Source organism: Pseudomonas delhiensis (assembly GCF_900187975.1).
GTDB lineage: Bacteria > Pseudomonadota > Gammaproteobacteria > Pseudomonadales > Pseudomonadaceae > Pseudomonas > Pseudomonas delhiensis.
The window spans coordinates 57,566-80,787 of record NZ_FZPC01000029.1; the positions used below are offsets into that span (position 1 = coordinate 57,566).

General features: G+C 69.8%; 21 protein-coding genes and 1 pseudogene. 13 read left to right on the forward strand and 9 right to left on the reverse strand.

Going from position 1 to position 23,222, the window contains the following annotated elements:
* Window positions 1-51: 51 nt before the first annotated feature.
* Window positions 52-1,713 carry a SulP family inorganic anion transporter gene (locus CHC02_RS23830; protein ID WP_089393883.1) on the forward strand — a complete coding sequence of 554 codons (1,662 nt, stop codon included), beginning with the start codon at window positions 52-54 and terminating at the stop codon, window positions 1,711-1,713.
* A gap of 377 nt (window positions 1,714-2,090) precedes the next feature.
* Here the strand turns inward: CHC02_RS23830 and CHC02_RS23835 are convergent, their stop codons facing one another.
* Together CHC02_RS23835 and CHC02_RS23840 are read right to left on the reverse strand one after the other, a co-directional pair.
* Window positions 2,091-2,273 (reverse strand): ribbon-helix-helix domain-containing protein, encoded by a 183-nt coding sequence (locus CHC02_RS23835; RefSeq protein ID WP_009615001.1) that lies wholly within the window; start codon window positions 2,271-2,273, stop codon window positions 2,091-2,093.
* Window positions 2,274-2,365: 92 nt separating this feature from the next.
* Window positions 2,366-2,803, reverse strand: a complete 438-nt coding sequence (locus CHC02_RS23840) for a CBS domain-containing protein (RefSeq protein ID WP_043269727.1) — start codon at window positions 2,801-2,803, stop codon at window positions 2,366-2,368.
* A gap of 235 nt (window positions 2,804-3,038) precedes the next feature.
* On the opposite strand from CHC02_RS23840, the gene CHC02_RS23845 reads away from it, so the two are divergent.
* A complete protein-coding gene (locus CHC02_RS23845; RefSeq protein ID WP_089393884.1) occupies window positions 3,039-3,218 on the forward strand; it encodes a hypothetical protein in 180 nt (59 codons plus the stop codon).
* Between the two features lie 13 nt (window positions 3,219-3,231).
* Here the strand turns inward: CHC02_RS23845 and CHC02_RS23850 are convergent, their stop codons facing one another.
* Window positions 3,232-3,960 carry a hypothetical protein gene (locus CHC02_RS23850; protein WP_089393885.1) on the reverse strand — a complete coding sequence of 243 codons (729 nt, stop codon included), beginning with the start codon at window positions 3,958-3,960 and terminating at the stop codon, window positions 3,232-3,234.
* Between the two features lie 301 nt (window positions 3,961-4,261).
* Between CHC02_RS23850 and CHC02_RS23855 the strand changes: the two genes are divergently transcribed.
* The 5 genes from CHC02_RS23855 to CHC02_RS23875 all read left to right on the forward strand — a co-directional run bounded on the left by CHC02_RS23855 (window position 4,262) and on the right by CHC02_RS23875 (window position 9,490).
* On the forward strand, window positions 4,262-5,476 hold the full coding sequence (locus tag CHC02_RS23855; RefSeq protein ID WP_089393886.1) for an SfnB family sulfur acquisition oxidoreductase: 1,215 nt from the start codon (window positions 4,262-4,264) through the stop codon (window positions 5,474-5,476).
* A gap of 9 nt (window positions 5,477-5,485) precedes the next feature.
* Window positions 5,486-6,859, forward strand: coding sequence for an LLM class flavin-dependent oxidoreductase (locus tag CHC02_RS23860; RefSeq protein ID WP_089393887.1), 1,374 nt, complete (start codon window positions 5,486-5,488; stop codon window positions 6,857-6,859).
* Entirely contained in the window at window positions 6,856-7,521 is a 666-nt protein-coding gene (locus tag CHC02_RS23865; protein WP_089393888.1) for a methionine ABC transporter permease, read from the forward strand. Before CHC02_RS23860 ends, CHC02_RS23865 begins: the two co-directional genes overlap by 4 nt.
* A gap of 101 nt (window positions 7,522-7,622) precedes the next feature.
* Window positions 7,623-8,393 (forward strand): MetQ/NlpA family ABC transporter substrate-binding protein, encoded by a 771-nt coding sequence (locus CHC02_RS23870; RefSeq protein WP_089393889.1) that lies wholly within the window; start codon window positions 7,623-7,625, stop codon window positions 8,391-8,393.
* A 53-nt stretch (window positions 8,394-8,446) separates the two neighbouring features.
* Entirely contained in the window at window positions 8,447-9,490 is a 1,044-nt protein-coding gene (locus CHC02_RS23875; protein WP_089393890.1) for a methionine ABC transporter ATP-binding protein, read from the forward strand.
* A 6-nt stretch (window positions 9,491-9,496) separates the two neighbouring features.
* Here the strand turns inward: CHC02_RS23875 and CHC02_RS23880 are convergent, their stop codons facing one another.
* From CHC02_RS23880 to CHC02_RS23900, 5 genes are all read right to left on the reverse strand, one after another.
* Complete coding sequence (locus CHC02_RS23880) at window positions 9,497-10,624, reverse strand: sigma-54 interaction domain-containing protein (RefSeq protein ID WP_089393891.1); 1,128 nt, start codon at window positions 10,622-10,624, stop codon at window positions 9,497-9,499.
* Between the two features lie 9 nt (window positions 10,625-10,633).
* Complete coding sequence (locus CHC02_RS23885; protein ID WP_244161037.1) at window positions 10,634-11,821, reverse strand: acyl-CoA dehydrogenase family protein; 1,188 nt, start codon at window positions 11,819-11,821, stop codon at window positions 10,634-10,636.
* A gap of 20 nt (window positions 11,822-11,841) precedes the next feature.
* Window positions 11,842-12,993: an FMNH2-dependent alkanesulfonate monooxygenase gene (gene ssuD / locus CHC02_RS23890; RefSeq protein WP_089393893.1), complete on the reverse strand. Its 1,152-nt coding sequence runs from the start codon at window positions 12,991-12,993 to the stop codon at window positions 11,842-11,844.
* Between the two features lie 11 nt (window positions 12,994-13,004).
* Complete coding sequence (gene msuE, locus CHC02_RS23895) at window positions 13,005-13,565, reverse strand: FMN reductase (RefSeq protein ID WP_089393894.1); 561 nt, start codon at window positions 13,563-13,565, stop codon at window positions 13,005-13,007.
* Between the two features lie 279 nt (window positions 13,566-13,844).
* The gene (locus tag CHC02_RS23900; RefSeq protein ID WP_089393895.1) at window positions 13,845-14,720 is read right to left on the reverse strand and encodes a helix-turn-helix domain-containing protein; all 876 of its coding nucleotides are present in this window, start codon (window positions 14,718-14,720) and stop codon (window positions 13,845-13,847) included.
* Between the two features lie 226 nt (window positions 14,721-14,946).
* On the opposite strand from CHC02_RS23900, the gene CHC02_RS23905 reads away from it, so the two are divergent.
* From CHC02_RS23905 to CHC02_RS23920, 4 genes are all read left to right on the forward strand, one after another.
* Window positions 14,947-15,780: an SDR family NAD(P)-dependent oxidoreductase gene (locus tag CHC02_RS23905; protein ID WP_089393896.1), complete on the forward strand. Its 834-nt coding sequence runs from the start codon at window positions 14,947-14,949 to the stop codon at window positions 15,778-15,780.
* Window positions 15,781-15,858: 78 nt separating this feature from the next.
* Window positions 15,859-17,592 carry an FAD-dependent oxidoreductase gene (locus CHC02_RS23910; protein ID WP_089393897.1) on the forward strand — a complete coding sequence of 578 codons (1,734 nt, stop codon included), beginning with the start codon at window positions 15,859-15,861 and terminating at the stop codon, window positions 17,590-17,592.
* On the forward strand, window positions 17,592-17,936 hold the full coding sequence (locus CHC02_RS23915; RefSeq protein WP_089393898.1) for an NIPSNAP family protein: 345 nt from the start codon (window positions 17,592-17,594) through the stop codon (window positions 17,934-17,936). The genes CHC02_RS23910 and CHC02_RS23915 overlap by 1 nt, the downstream gene beginning before the upstream one ends.
* Before the next feature lie 76 nt (window positions 17,937-18,012).
* Complete coding sequence (locus tag CHC02_RS23920) at window positions 18,013-19,371, forward strand: MFS transporter (RefSeq protein ID WP_089393902.1); 1,359 nt, start codon at window positions 18,013-18,015, stop codon at window positions 19,369-19,371.
* 71 nt (window positions 19,372-19,442) lie between these two features.
* On the opposite strand, the gene CHC02_RS23925 is transcribed toward CHC02_RS23920, so the two are convergent.
* Complete coding sequence (locus CHC02_RS23925; RefSeq protein WP_089393899.1) at window positions 19,443-20,486, reverse strand: LLM class flavin-dependent oxidoreductase; 1,044 nt, start codon at window positions 20,484-20,486, stop codon at window positions 19,443-19,445.
* Between the two features lie 201 nt (window positions 20,487-20,687).
* Here CHC02_RS23925 and CHC02_RS30985 point away from each other — a divergent pair.
* Together CHC02_RS30985 and CHC02_RS30990 are read left to right on the forward strand one after the other, a co-directional pair.
* Window positions 20,688-21,776 (forward strand): annotated as a pseudogene (locus CHC02_RS30985) (HAMP domain-containing protein); the annotation flags it as partial.
* 129 nt (window positions 21,777-21,905) lie between these two features.
* Window positions 21,906-22,634, forward strand: coding sequence for a methyl-accepting chemotaxis protein (locus tag CHC02_RS30990; protein WP_425262424.1), 729 nt, complete (start codon window positions 21,906-21,908; stop codon window positions 22,632-22,634).
* The last annotated feature ends 588 nt before the right edge of the window (window positions 22,635-23,222 follow it).

Below are 23,222 nucleotides of genomic sequence, written 5' to 3' on the forward strand. Positions count from 1 at the left end.
ATTAACATGTCATGTTAATCTGATGCGCATCCTTCTTGGGAGGTGTGCTCGATGATCGCCGTACGCGAGGCCTGGAAAGCCGGGCTGTTGAACCTGCAGAACTGGCCGCGCAACCTGCTCGCCGGGGTGATCGTCGGGGTGGTGGCGCTGCCGCTGGCCATGGCCTTCGCCATCGCCTCCGGGGTGAAGCCCGAGCAGGGCCTGTACACCGCCATCGTGGCCGGCGTGGTGGTCTCGCTGTGCGGCGGCAGCCGGGTGCAGATCGCCGGGCCCACCGGCGCCTTCATCGTCATCCTCGCCGGCATCACCGCGCGCTACGGCGTCGACGGCCTGCAGCTGGCCACGCTGATGGCCGGGGCCATCCTCCTGCTGCTGGGCATCACCCGCCTGGGCAGCGTCATCAAGTACATCCCCGACCCGGTCATCGTCGGCTTCACCGCCGGCATCGGGGTGATCATCTGGGTCGGCCAGTGGAAGGACTTCTTCGGCCTGCCGGCGGTGACCGGCGAGCACTTCCACCAGAAGCTCTGGCACCTGCTGGAGGCCCTGCCGCAGCTGCACCCGGCGACCACCCTGCTGGCCCTGCTGGGCCTGGCCGCGGTGCTCTACGGCCCGCGCCTGCCGTACCTGGCGCGGGTGCCGGGGCCGCTGCTGGCGATGGTGCTGGTCAGCCTGCTGCAGGCGCTGTTCCAGTTCGACGGCGTGGCCACCATCGGCAGCGCCTTCGGCGGCATCCCCCGCGGTTTGCCGACGCCGAGCCTGCCGGAGGTCACGCTGCCGCGGATCCTCGAGCTGATCGGCCCGGCCTTCGCCATCGCCATGCTCGGCGCCATCGAGTCGCTGCTCTCGGCGGTGGTCGCCGACGGCATGGCCGGCACCCGCCACGACTCCAACCAGGAACTGGTCGGCCAGGGCATCGCCAACCTGCTGGCGCCGCTGTTCGGCGGCTTCGCCGCCACCGGCGCCATCGCCCGCACCGCCACCAACATCCGCAACGGCGGCAACAGCCCCATCGCCGGGGTGGCCCATGCGGCGACCCTGGTGCTGATCATCCTGTTCCTCGCCCCGCTGGCCTCCAGCATCCCGCTGTGCGCGCTGGCGGCGATCCTCTTCGTGGTGGCCTGGAACATGAGCGAGGCCCGCCACTTCGTGCGCATGGTGCGCCGCGCGCCCCGGGCCGACGTGGCCATCCTGCTGATCACCTTCGGCCTGACGGTGTTCAGCGACCTGGTGATCGCGGTGAACATCGGGGTGATCCTGGCCATGCTGCTGTTCATGCGGCGCATGGCCTCCTCGGTGGAAGTGCAGCAACTGGGCGGCGCCGAGCTGGAAGGCGAACTGCGCGGCCAGGGCGTGCCGACGCTGCCGCCGGGTGTGCTGGTGTACACCATCGAGGGCCCGCTGTTCTTCGGCGCCGCCGAGACCTTCGAGCGCGCCCTGGCGAAGACCCACAGCGACCCGCGGCTGCTGGTGATCCGCCTGGGCCGGGTGCCCTTCATGGACATCACCGGCATGCAGACGCTGGAGGAGGTGATCCAGCAACTGCGCAAGCGCGGGGTGACGGTGAAGCTCTGCGAGGCCAACCCGCGGGTGCGGCACAAGCTGGTGCGGGCGGGGATCGTCGAGGCGGTGGGCAGGAAGAACTACCACGCCAGTTTCGTCTTGGCGCTGGCGGCTTGCGAAGGGGCGGTGGAAGAGGTGGGAACGGCGTAGGGATAACGCCCACGGCGTTATACGCCGGATCGCGGACGGAGTCCGCTCCTACAGTTCCAGGGAAGCACGATCGTAGGAGCGGACTCCGTCCGCGATTGGTATCGGCCACGCCGGGCGCCCCGGCGGCACGGGCAATGGCGGATAACCGCGAACGGTTATGCGCCCTACGCACAGTCTATCTATTGCGAAGGTGTGAGGTTGACTCCGGCCCTTCCCCCTGCAGAGGACAGCCCCCTCTCCCGCTTGCGGGAGAGGGCTGGGGAGAGGGTGCTCTTGCCCCGAATGCCTACGTTACCGGGAAGCACGGTCGTAAGCGGGCCCTGCCCGCGATTCGCGCGCAGGGCGCGCTCCTGCATGGGCGATTGTGCGGGCTGGCCTCAATCCTGCCCGCCGACCTTCGGCTGCGTGGCGTAGCTCACCCCGTGGCTCTCCAGGTAGTCCCGGATCAGTTGGCGAACCACCTGGGAAGGTGTCAGGTCCTGGCTGGCGCAGAGTTCCTCGAAGGCCTTCTTCTTCACCGGGTCGATCAGGACGGTCAGGCGGGCGGTGCGGTTTTCCATGGGTTCTACTTGTTCGGGTCGCGGATGTTAATCAAATTCTAATGCCCCATCCGCGCCCCTGTCATGGCACCCGCCGCCGCGCCCCCTGCCGCTCACTGTTCGCCGCGGATGTACTGCTCCAACTGCTGGATCAGTTGGGCCTGCTCGGCGATGGCTTCCTTGACCAGGTCGCCGATGGACAGCAGGCCCACCAGCTGGCCGTTCTCCACCACCGGCAGGTGGCGCAGGTGGCGCTCGGTCATGATGCTCATGCAAGTGTCGATGTTCTGCTGCGAGTCCACCGTGACCACCGGCGAGCTCATGATGGCGCTGACCGGGGTGCCCACCGAGGAGCGGCCCTGGAGGATCATCTTGCGCGCGTAGTCGCGTTCGCTGACCACGCCCACCACCTGGCCGTTGTCCACCACCGGCAGGGCGCCGACGTTCTTCACCGCCATCACCCGCAGGGCGTCGAGCACCATCTCGTGCGGGCCTATGGTGTGCACCTGCTGGCTCTGCTTGGCGTGGAGGAGCTGTGCGACGGTCTTCATGCTGGATGTCCTTCTGCTGTTGTGCGGGGGCACCTGCCCCGAGTGGCCACAGGATCGGCAAGCGGAGCGTTGCGCACAATGCTGGAAACGGCATCGCCCCGATAGGAAAACGTCATCGCCTTCCTTCTGACTTATAGCCAAATGCGCCGTGCCGCGCGACCACCGAGGCTTTGCGCGGACCCTGCGAGGCCGTAGCATGGGGGCTCCGCTGCACCCCGCCTGCCGAGACCGCACCATGCACGACGACGACATCGACCTCCCCGAGCCGGAGCACGAGCACCTGCTCGACCACGAGTGGGACGACGACGCCCCGGAGGATTTCGAGCACGACGCCACTGGCCTGCGCGACGAGCCGGAGGACGATCAGGACGACTGGGACGACGAGGACGACGGCGCCCACTGGCACGACGACTGAGGCGCGCCGGCGCTCACTGCGCGGTGATGCGCCGGTATTCGTTCTGGTACTGGTCGAACGGCAGGTTGCTGCGCTGCAGCTTCTGCAGCTGGCGTTCCTGGTTCTCCACCGCCACCACCGGCTTGGCCGCCGCCTCGCGGCTGGCCACCGACTGGCCGGGCGCCGGTGCCGGCGCGGGCCGGGCCGGTTGCTCGGCTGGCGCGCTGGCCGGCGTCGGGGACTGCGGCAGCGGGTCGCGCTTGGCGATGCGCTGGGCGCCTTCGACTTCCTCGATGATGGCCTTGGAAATGTCCTTGAGCTGGCCTTCCAGCGAGGTGGGCTCGGCGATGTCGCTCTCGTAGCGGCGCGAGCCCATCAGCCGGCCGCTGGGGCCGTCGGTGAAGCGCACGTTGACGCGCAGGCTGCCCTTGCCCAGGCCGTCGCCGTCGGCCTCCTGGCGCAGGCGGTCGACCTCCACCACCAGCAGCGTCGCCGGCACGCTGGTGGTCGCCACCGCGCCGGTCTGCTCGCCCAGCTGGTAGTCGGACGACGCCGCGTCGTCCTGCAGCATGCGCCGCCAGGCGCCGGTCAGCCGCGTCCAGCCCGGCGTGGCGGTCACGCCGGGGTCGCCCTGGAAGTTCACCAGCAGGCGGTTGCGGGTGTCGGCATAGGTGCTGATGGGGGAGAGCGCGTCGGCGCGCTTCACATCCGCCGCGCAGCCGACCAGGCCGGCCGCGAGGAGCAGTACGAAACAGGTACGCACGGTAGCCTCCTTGGAAATGCGCGGGCCGGGAGTTTCAAGTCTAGTCGGTGCTTTGGCGCTTGCAGGGCGCGGCGGCACATTTCCGTCGCCCGGCTGTCCTGTTGCCTGCGGAACAACTGTTGGCTGCCGGACAGTGCTTCAACAGGCAGTGTCCGGCCGGCCACTCGTTTGTCGTCGATAAATCTCAACTAATTGATATTTAAGGTAAAAAATTCAGGCATGGATTGTGCTCGGACAGAGCAGGGCCCGCTGCCGGGAGGTCCCGGCCCCACACGGGCCACTGCTCGCCACGAGGAAGACCATGTCCGTTTCTGCTGCCTACCCCCTCAACCGCCCCGCCGCGCGCGTGATCCGCGACGACGCCGAGGCCATCCGCGTCGCCCACGAGGTCGCCGAGCTGCTGCTGGCCGGCGCCTCCGGGCGCGACCTCGACCGCCGGGTGCCGCCGGAGGTCGTCGACGCCTTCTCCAACAGCGGCCTGTGGGGCATCACCGTGCCGCGCGAATATGGTGGCGCCGAGGTCTCCCACGCCACCCTGGCCCAGGTGATCGCCATCGTCTCGGCGGCCGACCCGTCGCTGGGGCAGATTCCGCAGAACCACTACTGCCTGCTGGAAGACATCCGCCTGCAGGGCACCGAGGAACAGAAGCGCTACTTCTTCGGCCTGGTGCTGGAAGGCCACCGCTTCGCCAACGCGCTGTCGGAAACCGGCGGCAAGAACGTCCAGGACATCCGCACCCGCCTGGTCGCCGAAGGCGACGGCTACCGTATCGACGGCCGCAAGGGCTACTGCACCGGCTCGCTCTACGCGCACTGGCTGGGCGTGCTGGCGCTGGACGAGCAGGACCGCGCGCAACTGGCCTTCGTCCCCCGCGAAAGCGCCGGGCTGGCGGTGATCGACGACTGGGACAGCATCGGCCAGCGCACCACCTCCAGCGGCAGCGTGCTGCTCGAAGGCCTGCGCGTGCCGGCCTTCCACCTGTTCCCCAGCTACCGCTCCTACGAAAGCCCGACCCTGGCCGGGCCCTTCGCCCAGATCACCACCGCCGCCATCGACGCCGGCATCGCCCGCGCGGCGCTGCGCGACACCATCGCCTTCGTCCGCGAGCAGGCCCGCCCGTGGATCGACGCCGGGGTGGAGAAGGCCAGCGAAGACCCGCTGACCATCATCCAGGTCGGCGGCCTGGACATCCGCCTGGAGGCCGCCGAAGCCCTGCTGGAGCGCGCCGGGCGGGTGCTCGACGCCGGCAAGGCCGAGCCCGACGAGGACAAGGTGGCCGCCGCCTCCCTGGCCGTGGCGCGGGCCAAGGTGCTGACCACCGAGATCGCCATCGAGGCGTCGAACAAGCTGTTCGAGCTGGGCGGCACCCGCTCCACCCTGCGCAAGCACAATCTCGACCGCCACTGGCGCAACGCCCGCGTGCACACCCTGCACGACCCGGTGCGCTGGAAGTACCACCTGGTCGGCAACTGGCTGCTCAACGGCAAGCGCCCGCCGCGCCACGACTGGAACTGAGGTGGCGCCATGAGCAAGCAGATCCGCCTCAACGCCTTCGCCATGAACACCGTCGGCCACCTGTCGCCCGGCCTCTGGCGGCACCCGCGCGACCAGGCGCGGCGCTACACCGACATCCACTACTGGATCGAACTGGCCAGGACCCTGGAGCGCGGCAAGCTCGACGGCCTGTTCATCGCCGACGTGCTGGGCGTGTACGACGTGTACGGCGGCAACGCCGACGCCGCGCTCAGCACCGGCGCGCAGGTGCCGGTGAACGACCCGCTGCAGCTGGTCCCGGCGATGGCCGCGGCCACCCGCCACCTGGGCTTCGGCGTGACCGCCTCGGTATCCTTCGAGCACCCGTTCCCCTTCGCCCGGCGCATGTCCACCCTCGACCACCTGACCGGCGGCCGCGCCGGCTGGAACATCGTCACCTCGTACCTGGCCAGCGGCGCGCGCAACCTCGGTCAGCAGCGCCAGCTGTCCCATGACCAGCGCTACGCCCTGGCCGAGGAGTACCTGCAGGTCTGCTACAAACTGTGGGAAACCAGCTGGGAGGACGATGCCGTGGTCGCCGACCGCGACAGCGGTGTCTACGCCGAACCGGGCAAGGTCCATGGCATCCACCATGCAGGCGAGTACTTCCAGGTGCCCGGCTTCCACCTCTGCGAGCCCTCGCCGCAGCGCACCCCGGTGCTCTACCAGGCCGGCGCCTCCAGCCGTGGCCGGGCCTTCGCCGCGGCCAACGCCGAGTGCGTGTTCGTCGCCGCGCCGAGCAAGGCGGTGCTGAAGAAGCAGGTGGCCGACCTGCGCGAGGCGGTGCGCGCCGCCGGGCGCGACCCGGCCGACGTGCTGGTGCTCGAACAGCTCACGGTGATAGTCGCGCCGACCGACGCCGAGGCCCTGGCGCGCCTGGCCGAGTACCGCGAGTACGCCAGCGCCACCGGCGCCCTGACGCTGATGTCCGGCTGGACCGGCATCGACTTCGCCGAATACGCCCCCGGCCAGGTGCTGCGCGAGGTGCCCAGCGACGCCATCCAGTCGGCGGTGGAAGCCTTCACCCGCGCCGACCCGACGCGCACCTGGACCACCGCCGAGATCGCCGACTACTGCGCCATCGGCGGCGACGGGCCGGTGCTGGTGGGCTCGCCGCAGACCGTGGCCGACCAGTTGCAGGAATGGGTGGAAGAAACCGACGTCGACGGCTTCAACCTGGCCGGCGTGGTCATGCCGGAAACCTTCGAGGCGGTGGTCGACCTGCTGGTGCCGGAGCTGCAGGCGCGCGGGCTGTTCAAGCGCGACTACGCCGAAGGCACCCTGCGCCACAAGCTGTTCGGCGCCGGCGACCGCCTGGCCGCGCCGCACCCGGTCGCCACCCTGCGCGAGGAGGCCCGGCGATGAACGACTGGCTGGCCAACGTCGACTGGAGCGAGATCGCCCAGGCCTGCCTGGACACCCTGAGCATGCTCGGCGCGGCCCTGGGCTGCACCGTGCTGCTGGGGCTGCCGCTGGGCGTGCTGCTGTACCTCACCGGCCAGCGCCAGCTGCTCGACTCGCCGCGCCTGTACCGCACCCTCTCGGTGGTGGCCAACGTGCTGCGCTCGATGCCGTTCATCATCCTGCTGATCGTGCTGATCCCGGCCACCGAGCTGCTCACCGGCACCTCGCTGGGCGTGCGCGGCGCCATCCCGCCGCTGGTGGTGGGCTGCACGCCGTTCTTCGCGCGGCTGGTGGAAAGCTCGCTGCGCGAAGTGGACCGCGGCCTGGTGGAAGCGGTGCAGTCCATGGGCGCGAGCACCCGCCAGATCGTCTTCCACACCCTGCTGCCGGAAGCGCGCACCGGGCTGATCGCAGCCATCACCGTGACCGCCATCGTGCTGGTCGACTACACGGCCATGGCCGGGGTGGTCGGTGGCGGCGGCCTGGGCGACCTGGCCATCCGCTTCGGCTACCAGCGTTTCCAGACCGACGTCATGGTGGTCACCGTGCTGCTGCTGATCCTGCTGGTGCAGGCCCTGCAGATGAGCGGCGACCGCCTGGTGCGCCACTACACCCGGCGCTGAACCCAACACCCCGCTCGCGGCGGTCGGGAGAACGCCGCCGCTGGCCCCACGTCCACACCCACGACGGCCATCCCAAGAAACCACTGATCGGAGCAAGCACAATGAAGAAAGTCCTGGCCGCCCTGGCTGCCGTAATAGCCATCAACGCCCACGCCAACGAACACCTGGTGGTGGGCGCCACCCCGGTGCCGCACGCGGAAATCCTCGAGTTCGTCAAGCCGGCCCTGGCCAAGGAAGGCGTGGACCTGGAGGTGAAGGTGTTCAACGACTTCATCCAGCCCAACCTGCAGCTGGCGAAGAAGAACCTCGACGCCAACTACTACCAGTACCGGCCGTTCCTCGATGACTTCAACAAGACCCGCCACACCAACCTGGTGCCGGTGGTCGGCGTGCACATCGAGCCCTTCGGTGCCTACTCGGCCAGGTACAAGAGCCTGGCCGAGCTGCCCGATGGCGCAAGCGTGGCCATCCCCAACGACCCGGTGAACACCGGCCGCGCCCTGGTGCTGCTGGCCGAGGCCGGGCTGATCAAGCTGAAGGACCCGGCGAACCCGCAGTCCACCCAGCGCGACATCGTCGACAACTCGCACCACCTGAAGATCCGCGAGCTGGAAGGCGCCATGCTGGCGCGTTCGGTGAAACAGGTCGACCTTGCCTTCGTCTTCGCCAACTACGCGCTGGAAGCCGGCATCGACATCAAGAGCGCGCTGATCGTCGAGAAGGGCAAGGACCTCTACATCGAGTTCCTGGTGGCGCGCCCGGACAACATCCAGGACCCGGGCATCCAGAAGCTCGCCAAGGCACTCAACTCGCCGGAAGTGCGCAACTTCATCCTGACCCGCTACAAGGGCGAGATCGCCCCCGGCTTCTGATGTGACCCGGCGCGGTGCCCAGGACGGGCGCCGCGCCCGGCAGGAACGCACCCATGGTCAGCTTCAAGCATTCGCAGCCGCCGGCGGCTGCCACCCACATCCGCCTGCAGGGCCTGGCCAAGCACTACCTGGCCGGCGGCCGGGAAGTGCAGGCGCTGCACGGCATCGACCTGGAGATCCGCCGCGGCGAGGTCTTCGGCATCATCGGCCGCAGCGGCGCCGGCAAGTCCTCGCTGCTGCGCTCGCTCAACCGCCTGGAACGGCCCAGCGCCGGCCAGGTGCTGGTCGACGGCGAGGACATCGGCGCCTTCGACGACGGGCGCCTGGCGCACCTGCGCCGGCGCACCGGGATGATCTTCCAGCACTTCAACCTGATGGCCTCGCGCACGGTCGGCGACAACGTCGCCCTGCCGCTGGTGCTGGCCGGCGTGCCGCGCGCCGAGCGCGCCCGGCGCGTTGACGAACTGCTGCAGCTGGTGGGCCTGGCGGACAAGCGCGACGCCTACCCGGCGCAGCTGTCCGGCGGGCAGAAGCAGCGCGTCGGCATCGCCCGCGCGCTGGTGCTGCAGCCGGACCTGCTGCTGTGCGACGAGGCCACCTCGGCGCTGGACCCGGAAAGCACCCAGTCCATCCTCGCGCTGCTGCGCGACATCAACCGCCGCCTGGGCCTGACCATCGTCCTCATCACCCACGAGATGGAAGTGATCCGCGACCTCTGCGACCGCGTGGTGGTGCTGGAGCGCGGCCAGGTGGTGGAGCAGGGCGAGGTCTGGGAAGTGTTCGGCGACCCGCGCCACGAGGTGACGCGCAGCCTGCTCGGCACCCTGCACCACGATGCCGACGGCGAGGCGGCGGGCGAGGGCCTGCTGCTGGACCTGCACTACAGCGGCGCCAGCGCCCGCGAGCCGGAGCCGGCCGCCATCGGCCGCGAACTGGGCTTCGCGGTGCACCTGGTGCAGGCCAGCCTGGAACGCATCCAGGGCCGCTCCCTGGGCAGCCTGCGGCTGCGCGTGGCGGCGCCGCCGGCGGAACGCGAAAGGATAGTGGCGCGCGCGCGGACGCTGGCCGACCGCGTCAGCCTGGTGGGCGGCGCCTGAAAGGGCTCAGATGGACAGCCGCACCACGCGGTTGTCCAGCTCCTGCTCCGGGCCGCGGCGCTTGTTCACCACCAGCTCGCCGATGGCGATCAGCCGCGTGCGGGTGACGTTGCGCGACAGGCCGAGCAGGTTGGCAGTGTGCACCTGGTTGTGGTGGCAGAAGCGGTAGGCGGCGCGCAGCAGGCTTTCCTCGACGCGCTCGTAGAGCGCTCCGGCGGATTCCTCGAACAGGCGGCGGAAGGCGCGCTGCAGCAGTTCCTCGGCGGATTCGCCGCCACTGGCCGGCGGGCTGCCGCTGTGCCCCGCCGGGGCCTCGTCCTGGCGTTCCAGGCGCAGGTTGGACAGGCGCAGGTCGTCCTCGCGCACCAGGCCGTCGCGGCAGGTGAGCAGGCTGTGGTGGATGACGTTCTCCAGCTCGCGGATGTTGCCCGGCCAGCCGTAGCCGACCAGCTTGCGCTCGGCCTCGGCGCTGAGCTGCACCTGGCCGTAGCCCAGGCGCTCGCTGTAGCTGCGGATGAAATGGCGGGTCAGCGGCAGGATGTCGCCGGGGCGTTCGCGCAGCGGGTGCAGCTGCAGGGTGACGACGTTGAGGCGGTAGTACAGGTCCTCGCGGAAGTGCCCGGCGTTGATCGCCCGTTCCAGCTGCACGTTGGTGGCCGCCAGCACCCGCACGTTGATCGGGATGCTCTTGCGCGAGCCCAGGCGCACCACCTCGCGCTCCTGCAGCACGCGCAGCAGCTTGACCTGGATGGCCATGGGCAGGTCGCCGATCTCGTCGAGGAACAGGGTGCCGCCGTTGGCTTCCTCGAACCAGCCGGCCTTGGCGCTCAGGGCGCCGGTGAAGGCGCCCTTTTCATGGCCGAACAGTTCCGCCTCCACCAGCGACTCGGAGAAGGCCCCGCAGTTCACCGCGACGAAGGGCCCGTTGCGCCGCCCGCTGAGGTTGTGGATGTGCCGCGCCACCAGCTCCTTCCCCGTGCCGGTCTCGCCGATGATCAGGACGCTGGCCTCGCTGGGGGCGACCTGTTGCAGATGGGCGAGCAGCGCCTGCGATTTCGGGTCTTCGAAGACCTGTGCGGTCGCCCGGATCGAGGTGGCCAGTGCGGGGGAGGGGGGTAGCGTCAGCAGTTGCATGTCTCTGCCTCAGGAGTAGAAGGTGGGTGTCGGCCGCGTGCCGTTGAGCGCCCAGTCCCCCAGCTCGTGGAGCTTGTAGTCCAGCGGGTCGTGCAGGGACTGGGTGCGCAGGTTGCGCCAGAAGCGGTCCAGGCGCAGCGAGGCGTGGGTGGCGCGGGCGCCGGTGACCTCGAACAGGCGGTTGCAGATGTCCAGGCCGGTGCGGCTGGCGGCGACCTTGGCGGTGGCGATGGCCACCGCCAGCTGCGCGCGCTCCTCGGCGCCCAGGGCGTGTTCCTTGCGCCAGGCCTCGTCCAGCTGCGCGGCGGCGCGTTCCACCAGCAGGCGCACGCCTTCCAGGCCGACCCAGAACTCGCCGTAGTGGCGCAGCACGTACGGGTCCTCGCCAACGCTGCGGGCGCTGGAGCGGAACCACGGGCGGCTTTCCTTGAGGCTGTACTGCCGCGCCTCCTCGAAGGCGCCCTCGGCCACGCCGAGGAACAGGTTGGCGAACAGCAACTGGGCGATCAGCGGGCGCAGGCAGGCGAAGGGCGTGCTCAGCGGGCCCGGGTCCAGCAGCAGCTCGGACTCTTCCACGCGCACCCGTTCGAAGGTGGCGCTGCCGCTGTCGGTCTGGCGCTGGCCCATGTTGTCCCAGTCGCCGTGCAGGGTGATGCCGGTGCGGCCGCTGGGGATGGCGGCGATCAGCAGCTTGCCGCCGTTGCCTTCGTCCACCGCCGAGGCGATCAGCATTTCCGAGTCGCTGGCGCCGGAGCAGAAGCTCTTCTTGCCGGAGAATTCGCGCCAGCCGTCGAGCTTCTTCACCACCGTGCGGGTGTCCAGGGGGTTGAGGGCGTTGCCCCAGAACCAGTTCTTGCGCGCGGTCTGCTCGAACCACGGCTGCCACTGCTCGGGGCGGGCGAACAGGCGCACGGTGGCCAGCATCAGGTGCTGGAAGCCGAACACGTGGGCCACGGAACTGTCGACGCGGGCGAACTCGCGGGTCACTTCCAGGGCCTCGCTCCAGCTGGCGCCCAGGCCGCCGTACTGTTGCGGGATGACCAGCCCGAGCAGGCCGCTGCGGCGCAGGGCGTCGCGCTCGGCCTTCGGGGTGCCGCCGAGCCTGTCGCGCTCCACGGCGCTTTCGGCGAAGCCGGCCGCCAGTTGGCGGGCCAGCTGCAGCGGGCTGAGGACGGAGGCTTGTGCGGACGAATTCACGGGCAGCTCCTCGTGCCGGCTCATGCCGACTGCTTCCGGGCAGTGGGCAGGATGTCGTTGGCGATCATTTCGCCGAACGGCCCGGTGAGGTTGGTCAGGCCGTGGCCGGCCAGGCTGGCGTAGGGCTCGGGCAGCAGCGGGAAGACCAGCTCGGCGAAGCGGTAGGCCTCTTCCAGGTGCGGGTAGCCGGAGAAGATGAAGCTGTCGATGCCCAGGTCCGCGTATTCACGGATGCGCTCGGCGACCTGTTGCGGGTTGCCCACCAGCGCGGTGCCGGCGCCGCCGCGCACCAGGCCGACGCCGGCCCACAGGTTCGGCGCCACCACCAGCCTGTCGCGGCGCCCGCCGTGCAGCGCGGCCATGCGCCGCTGGCCTTCGGAGTCGAAGCGCGAGAACGACTGCTGCGCGGCGGCGATGGTGTCGTCGGAGATGTGCTCGATGAGCTGGTCGGCGGCCTTCCAGGCTTCTTCCTCGGTGGGCCGGACGATCACGTGCAGGCGGATGCCGAACTTCACCTCGCGCCCGTGGCGGGCGGCGCGCTGGCGCACGTCGGCGATCTTCGCCGCCACCGCGGCCGGCGGCTCGCCCCAGGTCAGGTATACGTCCAGCTGCTCGGCGGCCAGCTCGTGGGCGGCTTCCGAGGAGCCGCCGAAGTACAGCGGCGGGTAGGGCTTCTGGATCGGCGGGTAGAGCGCCTTGGCGTTCTCCACCTGTATGTGCTTGCCGGCGAAGTCCACCGACTCGCCCTGCAGCACCCGGCGCCAGATGCGCAGGAATTCGTCGGTGACCTCGTAGCGCTCGGCGTGGCTGAGGTGGATGCCGTCGCCGCGGTTCTCGTCGGGGTCGCCGCCGGTCACCACGTTGATCAGCAGGCGGCCGCCGGAGAGGCGGTCGAGGGTCGCGGCCATGCGCGCGGACACCGTCGGCGAGATGATCCCCGGGCGGATCGCCACCAGGTAGCGCAGTCGCTCGGTGAGCGGCGCCAGGGCCGAGGCGATCACCCAGGAGTCCTCGCAGGAGCGCCCGGTGGGGATGAGCACGCCGTGGTAGCCGAGGCCGTCGGCGGCCTGGGCGATCTGCCTGAGGTAGTTGAGGCTGACCGGGCGCGCGCCCTGGCTGGTACCCAGGTAGTGGCCGTCGCCGTGGGTGGGGAGGAACCAGAAGACATTCATCGTGGCGCTCCTCAGGCGATGCGGCGCAGTGCGCGATGGTCGCCGAACAGCGGCAGGGCGCGTTCCACCGCCAGGCGGATGCGCGCCTGCAGCAGTTCGCAGGTGACGCGGTAGTCCTGGAAGTCGGCCTCGCTGGCGTACACGCCCAGGGGCAGGGTCAGGGACTGGAAGAAGCTGAACAGCGGGCGCAGCTGGTGGTCGATGACCAGGGCATGGCGCTGGCTGCCGCCGGTGGCGGCGAGCAGCACCGGGGTGCCGATCAGGGCGTCCTGGCCGATCAGGTCGAACAGGTGCTTGAGCTGCCCCGGGTAGGCGCCGCGGTACACCGGCGAGGCCACCAGCAGCAGGTCGGCCGCCTCGATGGCGCGCAGCTGCGCTTCCACTTCCGCCGGCAGCTCGGCGCGGCTCAGGGCGCCACCCACCGGGCGGGCGATGTCGGCCAGTTCGATGAGCTTGACCTCGGCGTCCAGGTGGCGGCCGATCTCGGCGAGGATGGCCTCGGTCAGGACCAGGGTGCGGGAGGGGCGATAGGCGCCGCCGGACACGGCGACCACTTTCAAGGGGGCAGTCATTCTCGGTTTCCTGTGCTGTTGCCCTGCCGGCAGGGCGGGTCCAGGTCCTTTTCGCAAGACCTGTGCCAGGACTCAACGCGTTGATTCGTATGGATATTTATCAAGTGTTGCTGGGCGAACTGTTGGCTGGCGGGTAGTTGCTGCTGGGCAACTGTTGGCAGCGCAACAGTGTGCTGGCCGTCGATGCCTGCGCAGTTATAGAGGAATCGAGGGTGAGATAAAAAAGAATAAATTCAGATTTTATTATTCTTTAAGTGAATATAAGGCCCGCAGGCCGCGTCAGCCGGCGCCCTGGCTACGGAACTCGCTGGGCGACAAGCGCGTGTGCTTGCGGAAGAAGCGGCTGAAGTAGCCGACGTCGGAGAAGCCCAGGTCGTGGGCGATGGCCTTGACGCTCTGGCGCGAATGGGCCAGTTCGCGCTTGGCCTCCAGCACCAGGCGCGCGTTGATCACCGCCATGGGCGTCATGCCCAGCTGCTCCTGGCACAGGCGGCCGAGGGTGGCCATGGTCACGCCCAGCTCGTCGGCGTAGTCGTGCACCGGGCGGTGGCGGCGGAAGTGCGCTTCCACCAGCTCGCGGAAGGCGCGCACCTGCTGGCTGCGGCGGCCCTGGGGCGGGGCCGGGTGGTCGGCCTCGGCGGCGCAGCGGAAGATGTGGATCACCAGCGCCAGCAGCAGCGACATGCTGCAGGCCACGTGCTCGCGGGCGCGCTCGTGGTACTCCTGGTGCAGCGCCAGGCACAGCGGCAGCAGCGGGTCCCCGCCGGTTTCCCAGTGCGGCAGGGGGATCACCCAGGGCTTCTGCAACTGCGGCAGCAGGGCCGGGGAGAGCACGGCGGCGGCGCTTTCCAGCGGCGGCTGCAGGGCGGTGACCACGTGGCCGTCCACCTGCCCGGCCCAGTGGAAGCCGTGGACCATCTGCGCGGGGATGTAGATCACGCAGGGGGCTTGCGCCGCCACCCACTGGCTTTCCAGCAGCACCTCGCCGGCGCCCTGCTGCAGGTAGAGGATCTGCAGCTGGCCGTCGTGGCGGTGCGGGGCGATTTCCCAGTTGTGCGCGCCGGAGCGCTGGGAGATGGACTCCACGTGCAGCGACTCGTGCCACACCGGTTGCGGCGCCTCGCCGTAGAGGTCGTAGTTGGGGATGCTGCTCATTGTTGTTGTATGCCCGGCAGGGCTCGGCGGACCTGTGGACAACCCTAACCAGTGCGGCCGGCGCAGGCAAATCGTGGCGGTCATGGCGGCGGCGGATTGTCGAAAATGTCGGGTCGCTTGCGGCTTTTGTCCATTCTGCCGGCGCCGTCGCCGGGCCTACTCTGGCCGCCAGGACCGGGGCTGCCGAACCTTCCCCGGCCTTCGCCTTACAGTGCCGGAGACAACAATGACTCAATCCCAAGCACGCAGCCCCTGGCTCGGCCTGGACGACGCGGTATGCGTCGTCACCGGCGCCGCCGGCGGCATCGGTTTCGAAATCGCCGGCGCCCTGGTGCGCGAGGGCGCCCGGGTGGTCCTGCTGGACCGCGACCAGCCCCGCTGCCGCGACCTCGCCGGGCTGCTGGCGCAGCAGGCCGGGCAGGAAGTGCCGGCCATCGCCTGCGACATTTCCGACCCGCAGAGCGTGAATAACGCCGCCACCCTGGTGCAGGCGCGCTTCGGCCGCTGCGACGTGCTGGTCAACAACGCCAGCGTGCTGCGCCCAGGCGCCCTGGAGGAGATCGGCCTGGAGCAGTGGAACCAGGTGCTTTCGGTGAACCTCAACGGCTACCTGCTGTGCTCCCAGGCCTTCGGCCGGCTGATGCTGGCCCGCGGCGCCGGGCGCATCGTCCATGTCGCCTCCATCGCCGCGCACTACCCGCAGACCTGGAGCGGCGCCTACAGCGCGGCCAAGGCCGGGGTGAGCATGCTCTCGCGCCAGCTGGCCGCCGAATGGGGCGCCCGCGGCGTGCGCAGCAACGCCATCTGCCCGGGGCTGATCCGCACCCCGCTGTCGGCCTCGTTCTACGCCGACCCGCAGGTGCAGGCCGCGCGCGAGGCGATGACTGCCAACCGCCGCATCGGCGAGCCGCTGGACATCGCCAACGCCGTGCTGTTCCTCGCCAGCCCCCGCGCGGACTACGTCAACGGCGCCGAGCTGACCGTCGACGGCGGTCTGGAAAGCATGCCCATGGCGCTGATCCCGCGCCCCGGCTACGAGTCGCCGATCAAGGCCGCCTGAGCCTTCCCGCCACCGCCACCGCGCCTGCCCGCCGCCCCGCGGGCCGGGCGCGCTCGGCCCGCATTCGAGGAGAGCCCCATGAGCCCCCAGCAAGAAACCATCCTGCGCTGCGACGTGCTGGTCATCGGCGCCGGCGCCGGCGGCCTGTCCACCGCCATCACCGCGCGCAAGCACGGCCTGGACGTGGTCGTGATCGAGAAGGACAGCGTGTTCGGCGGCACCACCGCGTTTTCCGGCGGCGTGCTGTGGATACCCGGCAACCGCCACGCCCGCGAGGCCGGGGCGAAGGACAGCCGCGAAGCCGCGCTCGCCTACCTGCGGCACGAGACCGGCGACTTCTACGACGCCGAAGCCGTGGACGCCTTCCTCGACGCCGGCCCGGAGATGGTCGATTTCTTCGAGCGCGAGACCCAGGTGCGCTTCGTGCCCACGCTCTACCCGGACTACCACCCCGACGCCCCCGGCGGCGTCGACGTCGGCCGCTCCATCCTCGCCGCGCCCTACGACATCCGCGGCCTGGGCCGGGACATGGCGCGCCTGCGCCCGCCGCTGAAGACCATCACCTTCATCGGCATGATGTTCAACTCGTCCAACGCCGACCTGAAGCACTTCTTCAACGCCACGCGCTCGCTGAAATCCTTCGTCTACGTAGCCAGGCGCCTGGCCACCCATGTGAAGGAGCTGCTGCTGTACCGCCGCGGCATCCAGGTCACCAGCGGCAACGCCCTGGCCGCGCGCCTGGCGAAGTCGGCGCTGGACCTGGGCATCCCGATCCACACGGCCACCCCCGCCCGCCAGCTGCTGATCGACGGCGGCAAGGTGCGCGGCACGCTGGCCAGCGGCCCCCATGGCGAGCTGCGCATCGAGGCGAAGCGCGGCGTGGTGCTGGCCTGCGGCGGCTTCTCCCATGACCTGCAGCGCATCCGCCAGGCCTACCCGCACCTGCGCAGCGGCGGCGAGCACTGCTCGCCGGTGCCCGCCGGCAACACCGGCGACGGCCTGCGCATGGCCGAGCAGGCCGGCGGCCAGGTGGACATCCGCTACCCCGAGGCGGCGGCCTGGATGCCGGTGTCCAGGGTGCCCATGGGCGGTGGCTACACGGCCTTCCCACACCTGTTGGATCGCTACAAGCCCGGGGTGATCGGCGTGCTGCGCAACGGTACGCGCTTCACCAACGAGTCCAACTCCTACCACGACGTCGGCGCGGCGCTGATCCGGGCCTGCGCTGGCGAGAAGGAGACGGCCATGTGGCTGGTCTGCGACAGCCGCACCATCGCCAAGTACGGCCTCGGCTACGCCAAGCCGGCGCCCATGCCGCTGGCGCCCCTGCTGCGCAACGGCTACCTGGTGAAGGGCCGCACCCTGGCCGAGCTGGCCCAGGCCGCCGGGCTCGACGCCGCCGGCCTGGAGCGCACGGTGCACGAGTACAACCAGGGCGCGACGCACGGCGAGGACCGCCAGTTCGGCCGTGGCGGCACCAGCTTCAACCGCTACCTGGCCGACCCCGAACAGCGCCCCAACCCCTGCGTGGCGCCGATCGGCGAAGGGCCCTACTACGCGCTCAAGGTACTGATGGGCGACCTCGGCACCTTCGACGGCATCCGCACCAGCGTCCGTGGCGAAGTGCTCGACGCCCGCGGCGAGGCCATCCCCGGCCTGTTCTCGGTGGGCAACGACCGCGCCAGCGTGATGGGCGGCAACTACCCCGGCGCCGGCATCACCCTGGGCCCGATCATGACCTTCGGCTACCTCACCGGCCGCTACCTGGCCGGGGTGGAGCAGGGCGCCGCGCGGCGCCGGGAGGTGGCCTGATGCTCGCCCACAAGCCCGTTGTCGATCACCGCGTCTACAGCATCCGCCCACGCGGCATGGCCGAGTTCCTCGACCTCTTCGAGCGCCTGGCCATGCCCATCCTGCTGCGCCACCTGGGCCCGCCGCTGGCCTTCTACACCAGCAGCATCGGCCCGCTGAACCAGGTGGTGCACCTGTGGGGCTACGACAGCCTCGACGACTTCGAGAAACGCAGCCTGGCCCGCGACAGCGACCCGGACTTCGCCGAATACCTGCGCGCCACCACCCACCTGGTGATCGCCCAGGAGACGCGGATCATCCGCCCGGTGCGCTTCCGCACGCTGGAGGGCCAGCCACGGGCCTGAGGCGGGCCCGGAACGATCGCGACACAACAACAAGAAAGCGGCGGCCGCCGGCCGCCCGATGCGAGAGGTGCTGGAAATGAGCGGCAAGCAAGCCATAGACGTGCGTGAACTGATCGACGCCCGGCCCCTGGGCGGCTACCAGAAGTGGGTGGTGTTCCTCGGCTTCCTGATCATCGCCCTGGACGGTTTCGACGTGGCGGCGATGGGCTTCATCGCCCCGCAGCTGAAGATGGACTGGGCGCTGAGCGCCAGGGACCTGGGCCCGGTGCTCAGCGCCGCGCTCATCGGCCTGGCGCTGGGCGCCCTGGTGGCCGGGCCGCTGGCCGACCGCTACGGGCGCAAGGCGGTGCTGGTGTGCAGCGTGTTCTTCTTCGGCCTGTGGACCCTGGCCACGGCCTTCGCCGGCGATCTGCAGCAGATGGTCGTGCTGCGCCTGCTCACCGGCGTGGGCCTGGGCGCGGCCATGCCCAACGCCAGCACCCTGGTGTCGGAGTACGCGCCGCAGCGCAGCCGCTCCTTCCTCATCACCGTGGCCTTCTGCGGCTTCTCCCTGGGCGCGGCGGGCGGCGGCTTCCTCTCCGCCTGGATGATCCCGGCCTTCGGCTGGCACAGCGTGCTGGTGCTCGGCGGCGTGCTGCCGCTGCTGGTGGCGCCGCTGCTGCTGTTCGGCCTGCCGGAGTCGGTGAGCTTCCTGGTGGCGCGCCGCGCCGAGCCGGCGCGCATCCGCCGCATCCTCCGGCGCCTGGCGCCGGACGCGATCGCCGCCGACAGCGAATTCCTGGTGCCGCCCAGGGCGCGCGAGCCGGGCGGCGCCATCGGCATCATGCTCTCGCCACGCTACCGCTTCGGCACCCTGATGCTCTGGGGCGGCTACTTCCTCTCGCTGTTCCTGGTCTACCTGTTCAGCAGCTGGCTGCCGACCCTGGTCAAGGAGGGCGGCGGCTACAGCGTGGCGGACGCGGCGCTGATCACCGCCTGCTTCCAGGTCGGCGGGCCGCTGGGCGCGCTCAGCGTGGGCTGGGCCATGGACCGCTGGAACAAGCAGCGGGTGATCATGCTCAGCTTCCTGCTCGGCGGCCTGGTGATCTTCGCCATCGGCCACGTCACCGCGCACTTCTACCTGCTGTGCGCCATCGCCTGGCTGGTGGGCTTCTGCCTGAACGGCTCCAGCGTCGGCATGAACGCCCTGGCCGCCTGTTTCTACCCCACCGAGGCGCGCGCCACCGGGGCCAGCTGGATGAGCGGCATCGGCCGCTTCGGCGCCATCCTCAGCGCCTTCGCCGGCGCCCAGATGATGGCCCTGGGCTGGTCGCTGCCGCAGGTGTTCGGCGCCCTGGTGGCGCCCGCCGCCCTGGCCGCCCTGGCAGTGTGCGCCCAGGGCCGCCGCGCGGCCCGCACGGAGCGGGCTAAGGTGGCCGGCGCCGGTTCCTGGTGAGCCAGGGGCCGAATGCACAACGCCGGTCAGTTTCCTGACCGGCGTTGGTGTTGCGAAGCCCGGGCGGATGTTCAGCGGAACGCCGGCACCACGTGCCTGATGAACAGTTCCAGGGACTTCTTCTTCTGCTCGTAGGGCAGGCTGTTGTCGGCCCAGAAGCTGAATTCGTCGACGCCCAGTTCCTGGTAGTGGCGGATGCGCGCGATGATTTCCTCGGGGGTGCCGATCATGGTGTTCCTGCGGATGTTCTCCAGCTCGAACTCCGGGCGGTCCTTGAACTTCTCCTCGGGGCTGGGCGGCAGCAGGCCGTTGACCGGCGTCTGCTTGTTGCCGAACCAGGCGTCGAAGGTGCGGTAGAAGCGCGAGATGGCCTCGGCGCCGACCTTCCAGCCGTCCGGGTCGTCGGCGCTGTGCACGTGGGTGTGGCGCAGCACCATCAGTTGCGGGCGCGGCACGCCGGGGTTGTTGGCCAGGGCCGCCTCGAACTTGTTCTTCAGGTCGACCACTTCCTCGTCGCCCTTCATCAGCGGGGTGACCATCACGTTGCAGCCGTTGGCCACGGCGAAGTTGTGCGAGTCCGGATCGCGGGCGGCGATCCACATCGGCGGGGTGGGCTTCTGCAGCGGCCGCGGCGAGGAGGTGGCGGTGGGGAACTTCCAGATCTCGCCTTCGTGGGCGACGTCGCCCTGCCACAGCGCGCGCACCACCGGGACCATCTCGCGCAGGTACTTGCCGCCGTCGGTGGCCGGCATGCCGTTGGCCATGCGGTCGAACTCGTACTGGTAGGCGCCGCGGGCCAGGCCCACTTCCATGCGGCCGTTGCTGATCACGTCGAGCAGGGCGCATTCGCCGGCCACGCGGATGGGGTGCCAGAAGGGCGCGATGATGGTGCCGGCGCCCAGGCGGATGGTTTCGGTACGGGCGGCCAGGTAGGCCAGCAGCGGCATCGGGCTGGGCGAGATGGTGTATTCCATGGCGTGGTGCTCGCCGATCCACACGGTGCTGAAGCCGCCGGCCTCGGCCATCAGCGTCAGTTCGGTGAGTTCCTCGAACAGCTGGCGGTGGCTGGTTTGCTCGTCGTAGCGCTCCATGTGCACGAACAGGGAAAATTTCATATCGCTTACCTCGAACCTTTTCTTGTATCCGGCACAGGCGCGGCCGGCGGATGGGATGCGCCTGCGCGCACCGCTGCTTCGGGGGTCGGGCACTGGCATGGCGACTGGCCATGAATGTGCTGGGTGTCCGTGGTTTATTGGTATACCATAATACGGAATATCTGCAAGGCGTTTCTGCCCGGCGCCGACCAAGGAGTAAGGATGAACCTCAAACAGAAACTGATTCTGGCCTTCGCCGCCATCGCCAGCCTGCCGGTGCTCCTGGTCGCCGCGCTGGTGATCTTCAACCTGCGCGGCGAGGCGCGGGCCGGCTTCATCGACGGCAGCAGCCGGGAGATCCGCCAGGTGGAGAACGCCATGCAGCTGTTCTTCGACGGCATCGCCCAGAACGTCGAGTACCTGGCCAGCCACCCGCAGCTGCAGGCCATCGACGCCGGCCTCAAGCAATTCATCGGCGCCGACGCCGCGCAGCACCCGGCCGGCGACCTCGACCACCGGGTGTTCGACCTCTTCGCCGGCCTGGCCCACAGCCACCCGGACTACGCCTACGTGTCCCTCGGCACGCGCGAGGGCGGCTACGCCTTCTGGCCGGGCGACGACCAGTTGGCCAGCTACGACCCGCGCACCCGCCCCTGGTACCAGGCGGCCATGGCCCAGCCGGGGCGCACCCTGCGCACTCACGCCTATTACTGGGCGGCGGACAAGGTGGTGCTGGTCAGCACCGTGCGCACCTTCGCCAACCGCCTCGGCGAGCAGGGCGGGGTGGTCAACATCGACGTCTCGCTCAAGCGCCTGACCGATATCGTCAAGGGCATCCGCCTGGGCGAGAGCGGCTACCTGATGCTGATGGAAGGTGACGGCACCGTGCTGGTCGACCCGCAGCAGCCGGAGCACAACTTCAGGAAGCTCGACGAGCTGGGCAGCGGCTATGCCAGTCTGGCCAGCGCCGACAAGGGCCTGGTGGAAGTGACCATCGACGGCGAGCGCTACCTGGCCAACGTCTGGCCGTCCCAGGCCCTGGGCTGGCGCTTCGTCGGCCTGATCAAGGAGAGCGAGGTGATGGCCGCGGCGACCCGCCTGACCTGGGCGATCGCCCTGATCGCCGCGCTGGTGGCGCTGGGCTTCGCCGGCGTTGGTGCCTTCTTCGCCGGCCTGGTGGTGCGCCCGGTGCGCGCCGTGGCCGACGGCCTGGAGGGCATCGCCCAGGGCGACGGCGACCTGACTGGACGCCTGCCGGTGCGCGGCCGCGACGAGACGGCGCAGCTGGCCGGCTGGTTCAACCAGTTCCTCGACGCCATCCGCCGCCTGGTGCAGAACATCGGCCAGGCCGCGGCGAGCATCCACCAGAGCGCCGGCAGTTCCAGCGGCACCTCCCAGGCCCTGGCCGATACCGCGGCGCGCCAGCGCGAGGCGGTGGACATGGTGTCCACGGCGTTCAACGAGATGGTCATGACCGCCAACGAGGTGGCGCGCTCCTGCAGCCAGGCGGCGGCCTCCGCCGACAGCGGCCAGCGCCAGGCCCACGACGGCCAGCAGCAGATCGACGAGGCGGTGGACAGCGTCGGCCGCCTGAGCGAGGAGATCGCCGGTTCGGCCAGCGCCATGCGCCAGCTGGAGCAGGACAGCAACGACATCCAGTCGATCCTTGGCACCATCCGCTCCATCGCCGAGCAGACCAACCTGCTGGCGCTCAACGCCGCCATCGAGGCGGCGCGGGCCGGCGACCAGGGCCGCGGCTTCGCCGTGGTGGCCGACGAGGTCCGCGCGCTGGCGCGGCGCACCGCCGAATCCACCGGCGAGATCGACGCGCTGCTGGGCAACCTGGCCCGCCGCACCCACGACACCGGCCGGCAGATGCAGGCCAGCCTGGAGGCCTCGCAGCGCACCGTCGGCTCCATCCGCGAGGCCCGCGCCTGCTTCGGCGCCATCCGCGAGTCGGTGGACGTGATCCGCGACATGAACGCGCAGATCGCCACGGCGGCGGAGGAGCAGCACCAGGTGGCGGAGGAGATCAACCGGCACATCGCCCAGATCCACCGCGACGCCCAGGAAGTGGCGGATCTGGCGGACGCCACGCGGGGGGATGCGCAGACGTTGAATGGGTTGTCGGAGGAGTTGAACCGGCTGGTGTCGCGGTTCAGGACGTGAGGGCTGGCCGTGCCACCGGAGGGTCCGGCGTAGCCTGCAGGACCAATCGCGGACGGAGTCCGCTCCTACGCTGGCCGAGCCATGCCATTCCCCTGTAGGAGCGCGCCCTGCGCGCGAATCGCGGGCAGGGCCCGCTCCTACGACCGTGCTTCCTGGAACCGCAGGAGCGGACTCTGTCCGCGATTTGGCGGATAACGCCGTAGGCGTTATGCGCCCTACGAGTTATCGCGAACGTGGGGAGTCAGGGTTCGCGAGCAAGCTCGCTCCTACGAAGAGCAAAAGCGCTTTTGCTCTGGCGTTTGGACTTCCAGAGAAACAACCGAGCGCACCGGAACGCCCCTTCAGAAGGCCGAGCGAAACCGGCGCTCAGGAGGTCATGCGACATGGATGTCGCTAGAGCCCCGATCAGCACAGGGACGTGCTGTCGGGGCGGGCCTCCGTGGCGGGGGAGTTCGCGAGGGAAGCCCGGCTTCATCGGGCCCGTATGCGGGGCATGTAGAGGACAAGCACATGGGTAACAAATGAGTTCAGTCACATGGGTGACACTCGCATCGTCAGGTATCGATCATTTCGCTCGTGTTCGTCCAG

What these genes read in the sequence shown, in the direction of transcription:
- CHC02_RS23855 (WP_089393886.1), top strand. Translation starts at nt 4,262, where the DNA reads ATGTCCGTTTCTGCTGCCTACCCCCTCAACCGCCCCGCCGCGCGCGTG.
- CHC02_RS23915 (WP_089393898.1), top strand. Translation starts at nt 17,592, where the DNA reads ATGCTCGCCCACAAGCCCGTTGTCGATCACCGCGTCTACAGCATCCGC.
- CHC02_RS23900 (WP_089393895.1), bottom strand. Translation starts at nt 14,720, where the DNA reads ATGAGCAGCATCCCCAACTACGACCTCTACGGCGAGGCGCCGCAACCG.
- CHC02_RS23860 (WP_089393887.1), top strand. Translation starts at nt 5,486, where the DNA reads ATGAGCAAGCAGATCCGCCTCAACGCCTTCGCCATGAACACCGTCGGC.
- CHC02_RS23910 (WP_089393897.1), top strand. Translation starts at nt 15,859, where the DNA reads ATGAGCCCCCAGCAAGAAACCATCCTGCGCTGCGACGTGCTGGTCATC.
- msuE (WP_089393894.1), bottom strand. Translation starts at nt 13,565, where the DNA reads ATGACTGCCCCCTTGAAAGTGGTCGCCGTGTCCGGCGGCGCCTATCGC.
- CHC02_RS23830 (WP_089393883.1), top strand. Translation starts at nt 52, where the DNA reads ATGATCGCCGTACGCGAGGCCTGGAAAGCCGGGCTGTTGAACCTGCAG.
- CHC02_RS23835 (WP_009615001.1), bottom strand. Translation starts at nt 2,273, where the DNA reads ATGGAAAACCGCACCGCCCGCCTGACCGTCCTGATCGACCCGGTGAAG.
- CHC02_RS30990 (WP_425262424.1), top strand. Translation starts at nt 21,906, where the DNA reads ATGGTGTCCACGGCGTTCAACGAGATGGTCATGACCGCCAACGAGGTG.
- ssuD (WP_089393893.1), bottom strand. Translation starts at nt 12,993, where the DNA reads ATGAATGTCTTCTGGTTCCTCCCCACCCACGGCGACGGCCACTACCTG.
- CHC02_RS23845 (WP_089393884.1), top strand. Translation starts at nt 3,039, where the DNA reads ATGCACGACGACGACATCGACCTCCCCGAGCCGGAGCACGAGCACCTG.
- CHC02_RS23870 (WP_089393889.1), top strand. Translation starts at nt 7,623, where the DNA reads ATGAAGAAAGTCCTGGCCGCCCTGGCTGCCGTAATAGCCATCAACGCC.
- CHC02_RS23905 (WP_089393896.1), top strand. Translation starts at nt 14,947, where the DNA reads ATGACTCAATCCCAAGCACGCAGCCCCTGGCTCGGCCTGGACGACGCG.
- CHC02_RS23880 (WP_089393891.1), bottom strand. Translation starts at nt 10,624, where the DNA reads ATGCAACTGCTGACGCTACCCCCCTCCCCCGCACTGGCCACCTCGATC.
- CHC02_RS23925 (WP_089393899.1), bottom strand. Translation starts at nt 20,486, where the DNA reads ATGAAATTTTCCCTGTTCGTGCACATGGAGCGCTACGACGAGCAAACC.
- CHC02_RS23920 (WP_089393902.1), top strand. Translation starts at nt 18,013, where the DNA reads ATGAGCGGCAAGCAAGCCATAGACGTGCGTGAACTGATCGACGCCCGG.
- CHC02_RS23840 (WP_043269727.1), bottom strand. Translation starts at nt 2,803, where the DNA reads ATGAAGACCGTCGCACAGCTCCTCCACGCCAAGCAGAGCCAGCAGGTG.
- CHC02_RS23875 (WP_089393890.1), top strand. Translation starts at nt 8,447, where the DNA reads ATGGTCAGCTTCAAGCATTCGCAGCCGCCGGCGGCTGCCACCCACATC.
- CHC02_RS23865 (WP_089393888.1), top strand. Translation starts at nt 6,856, where the DNA reads ATGAACGACTGGCTGGCCAACGTCGACTGGAGCGAGATCGCCCAGGCC.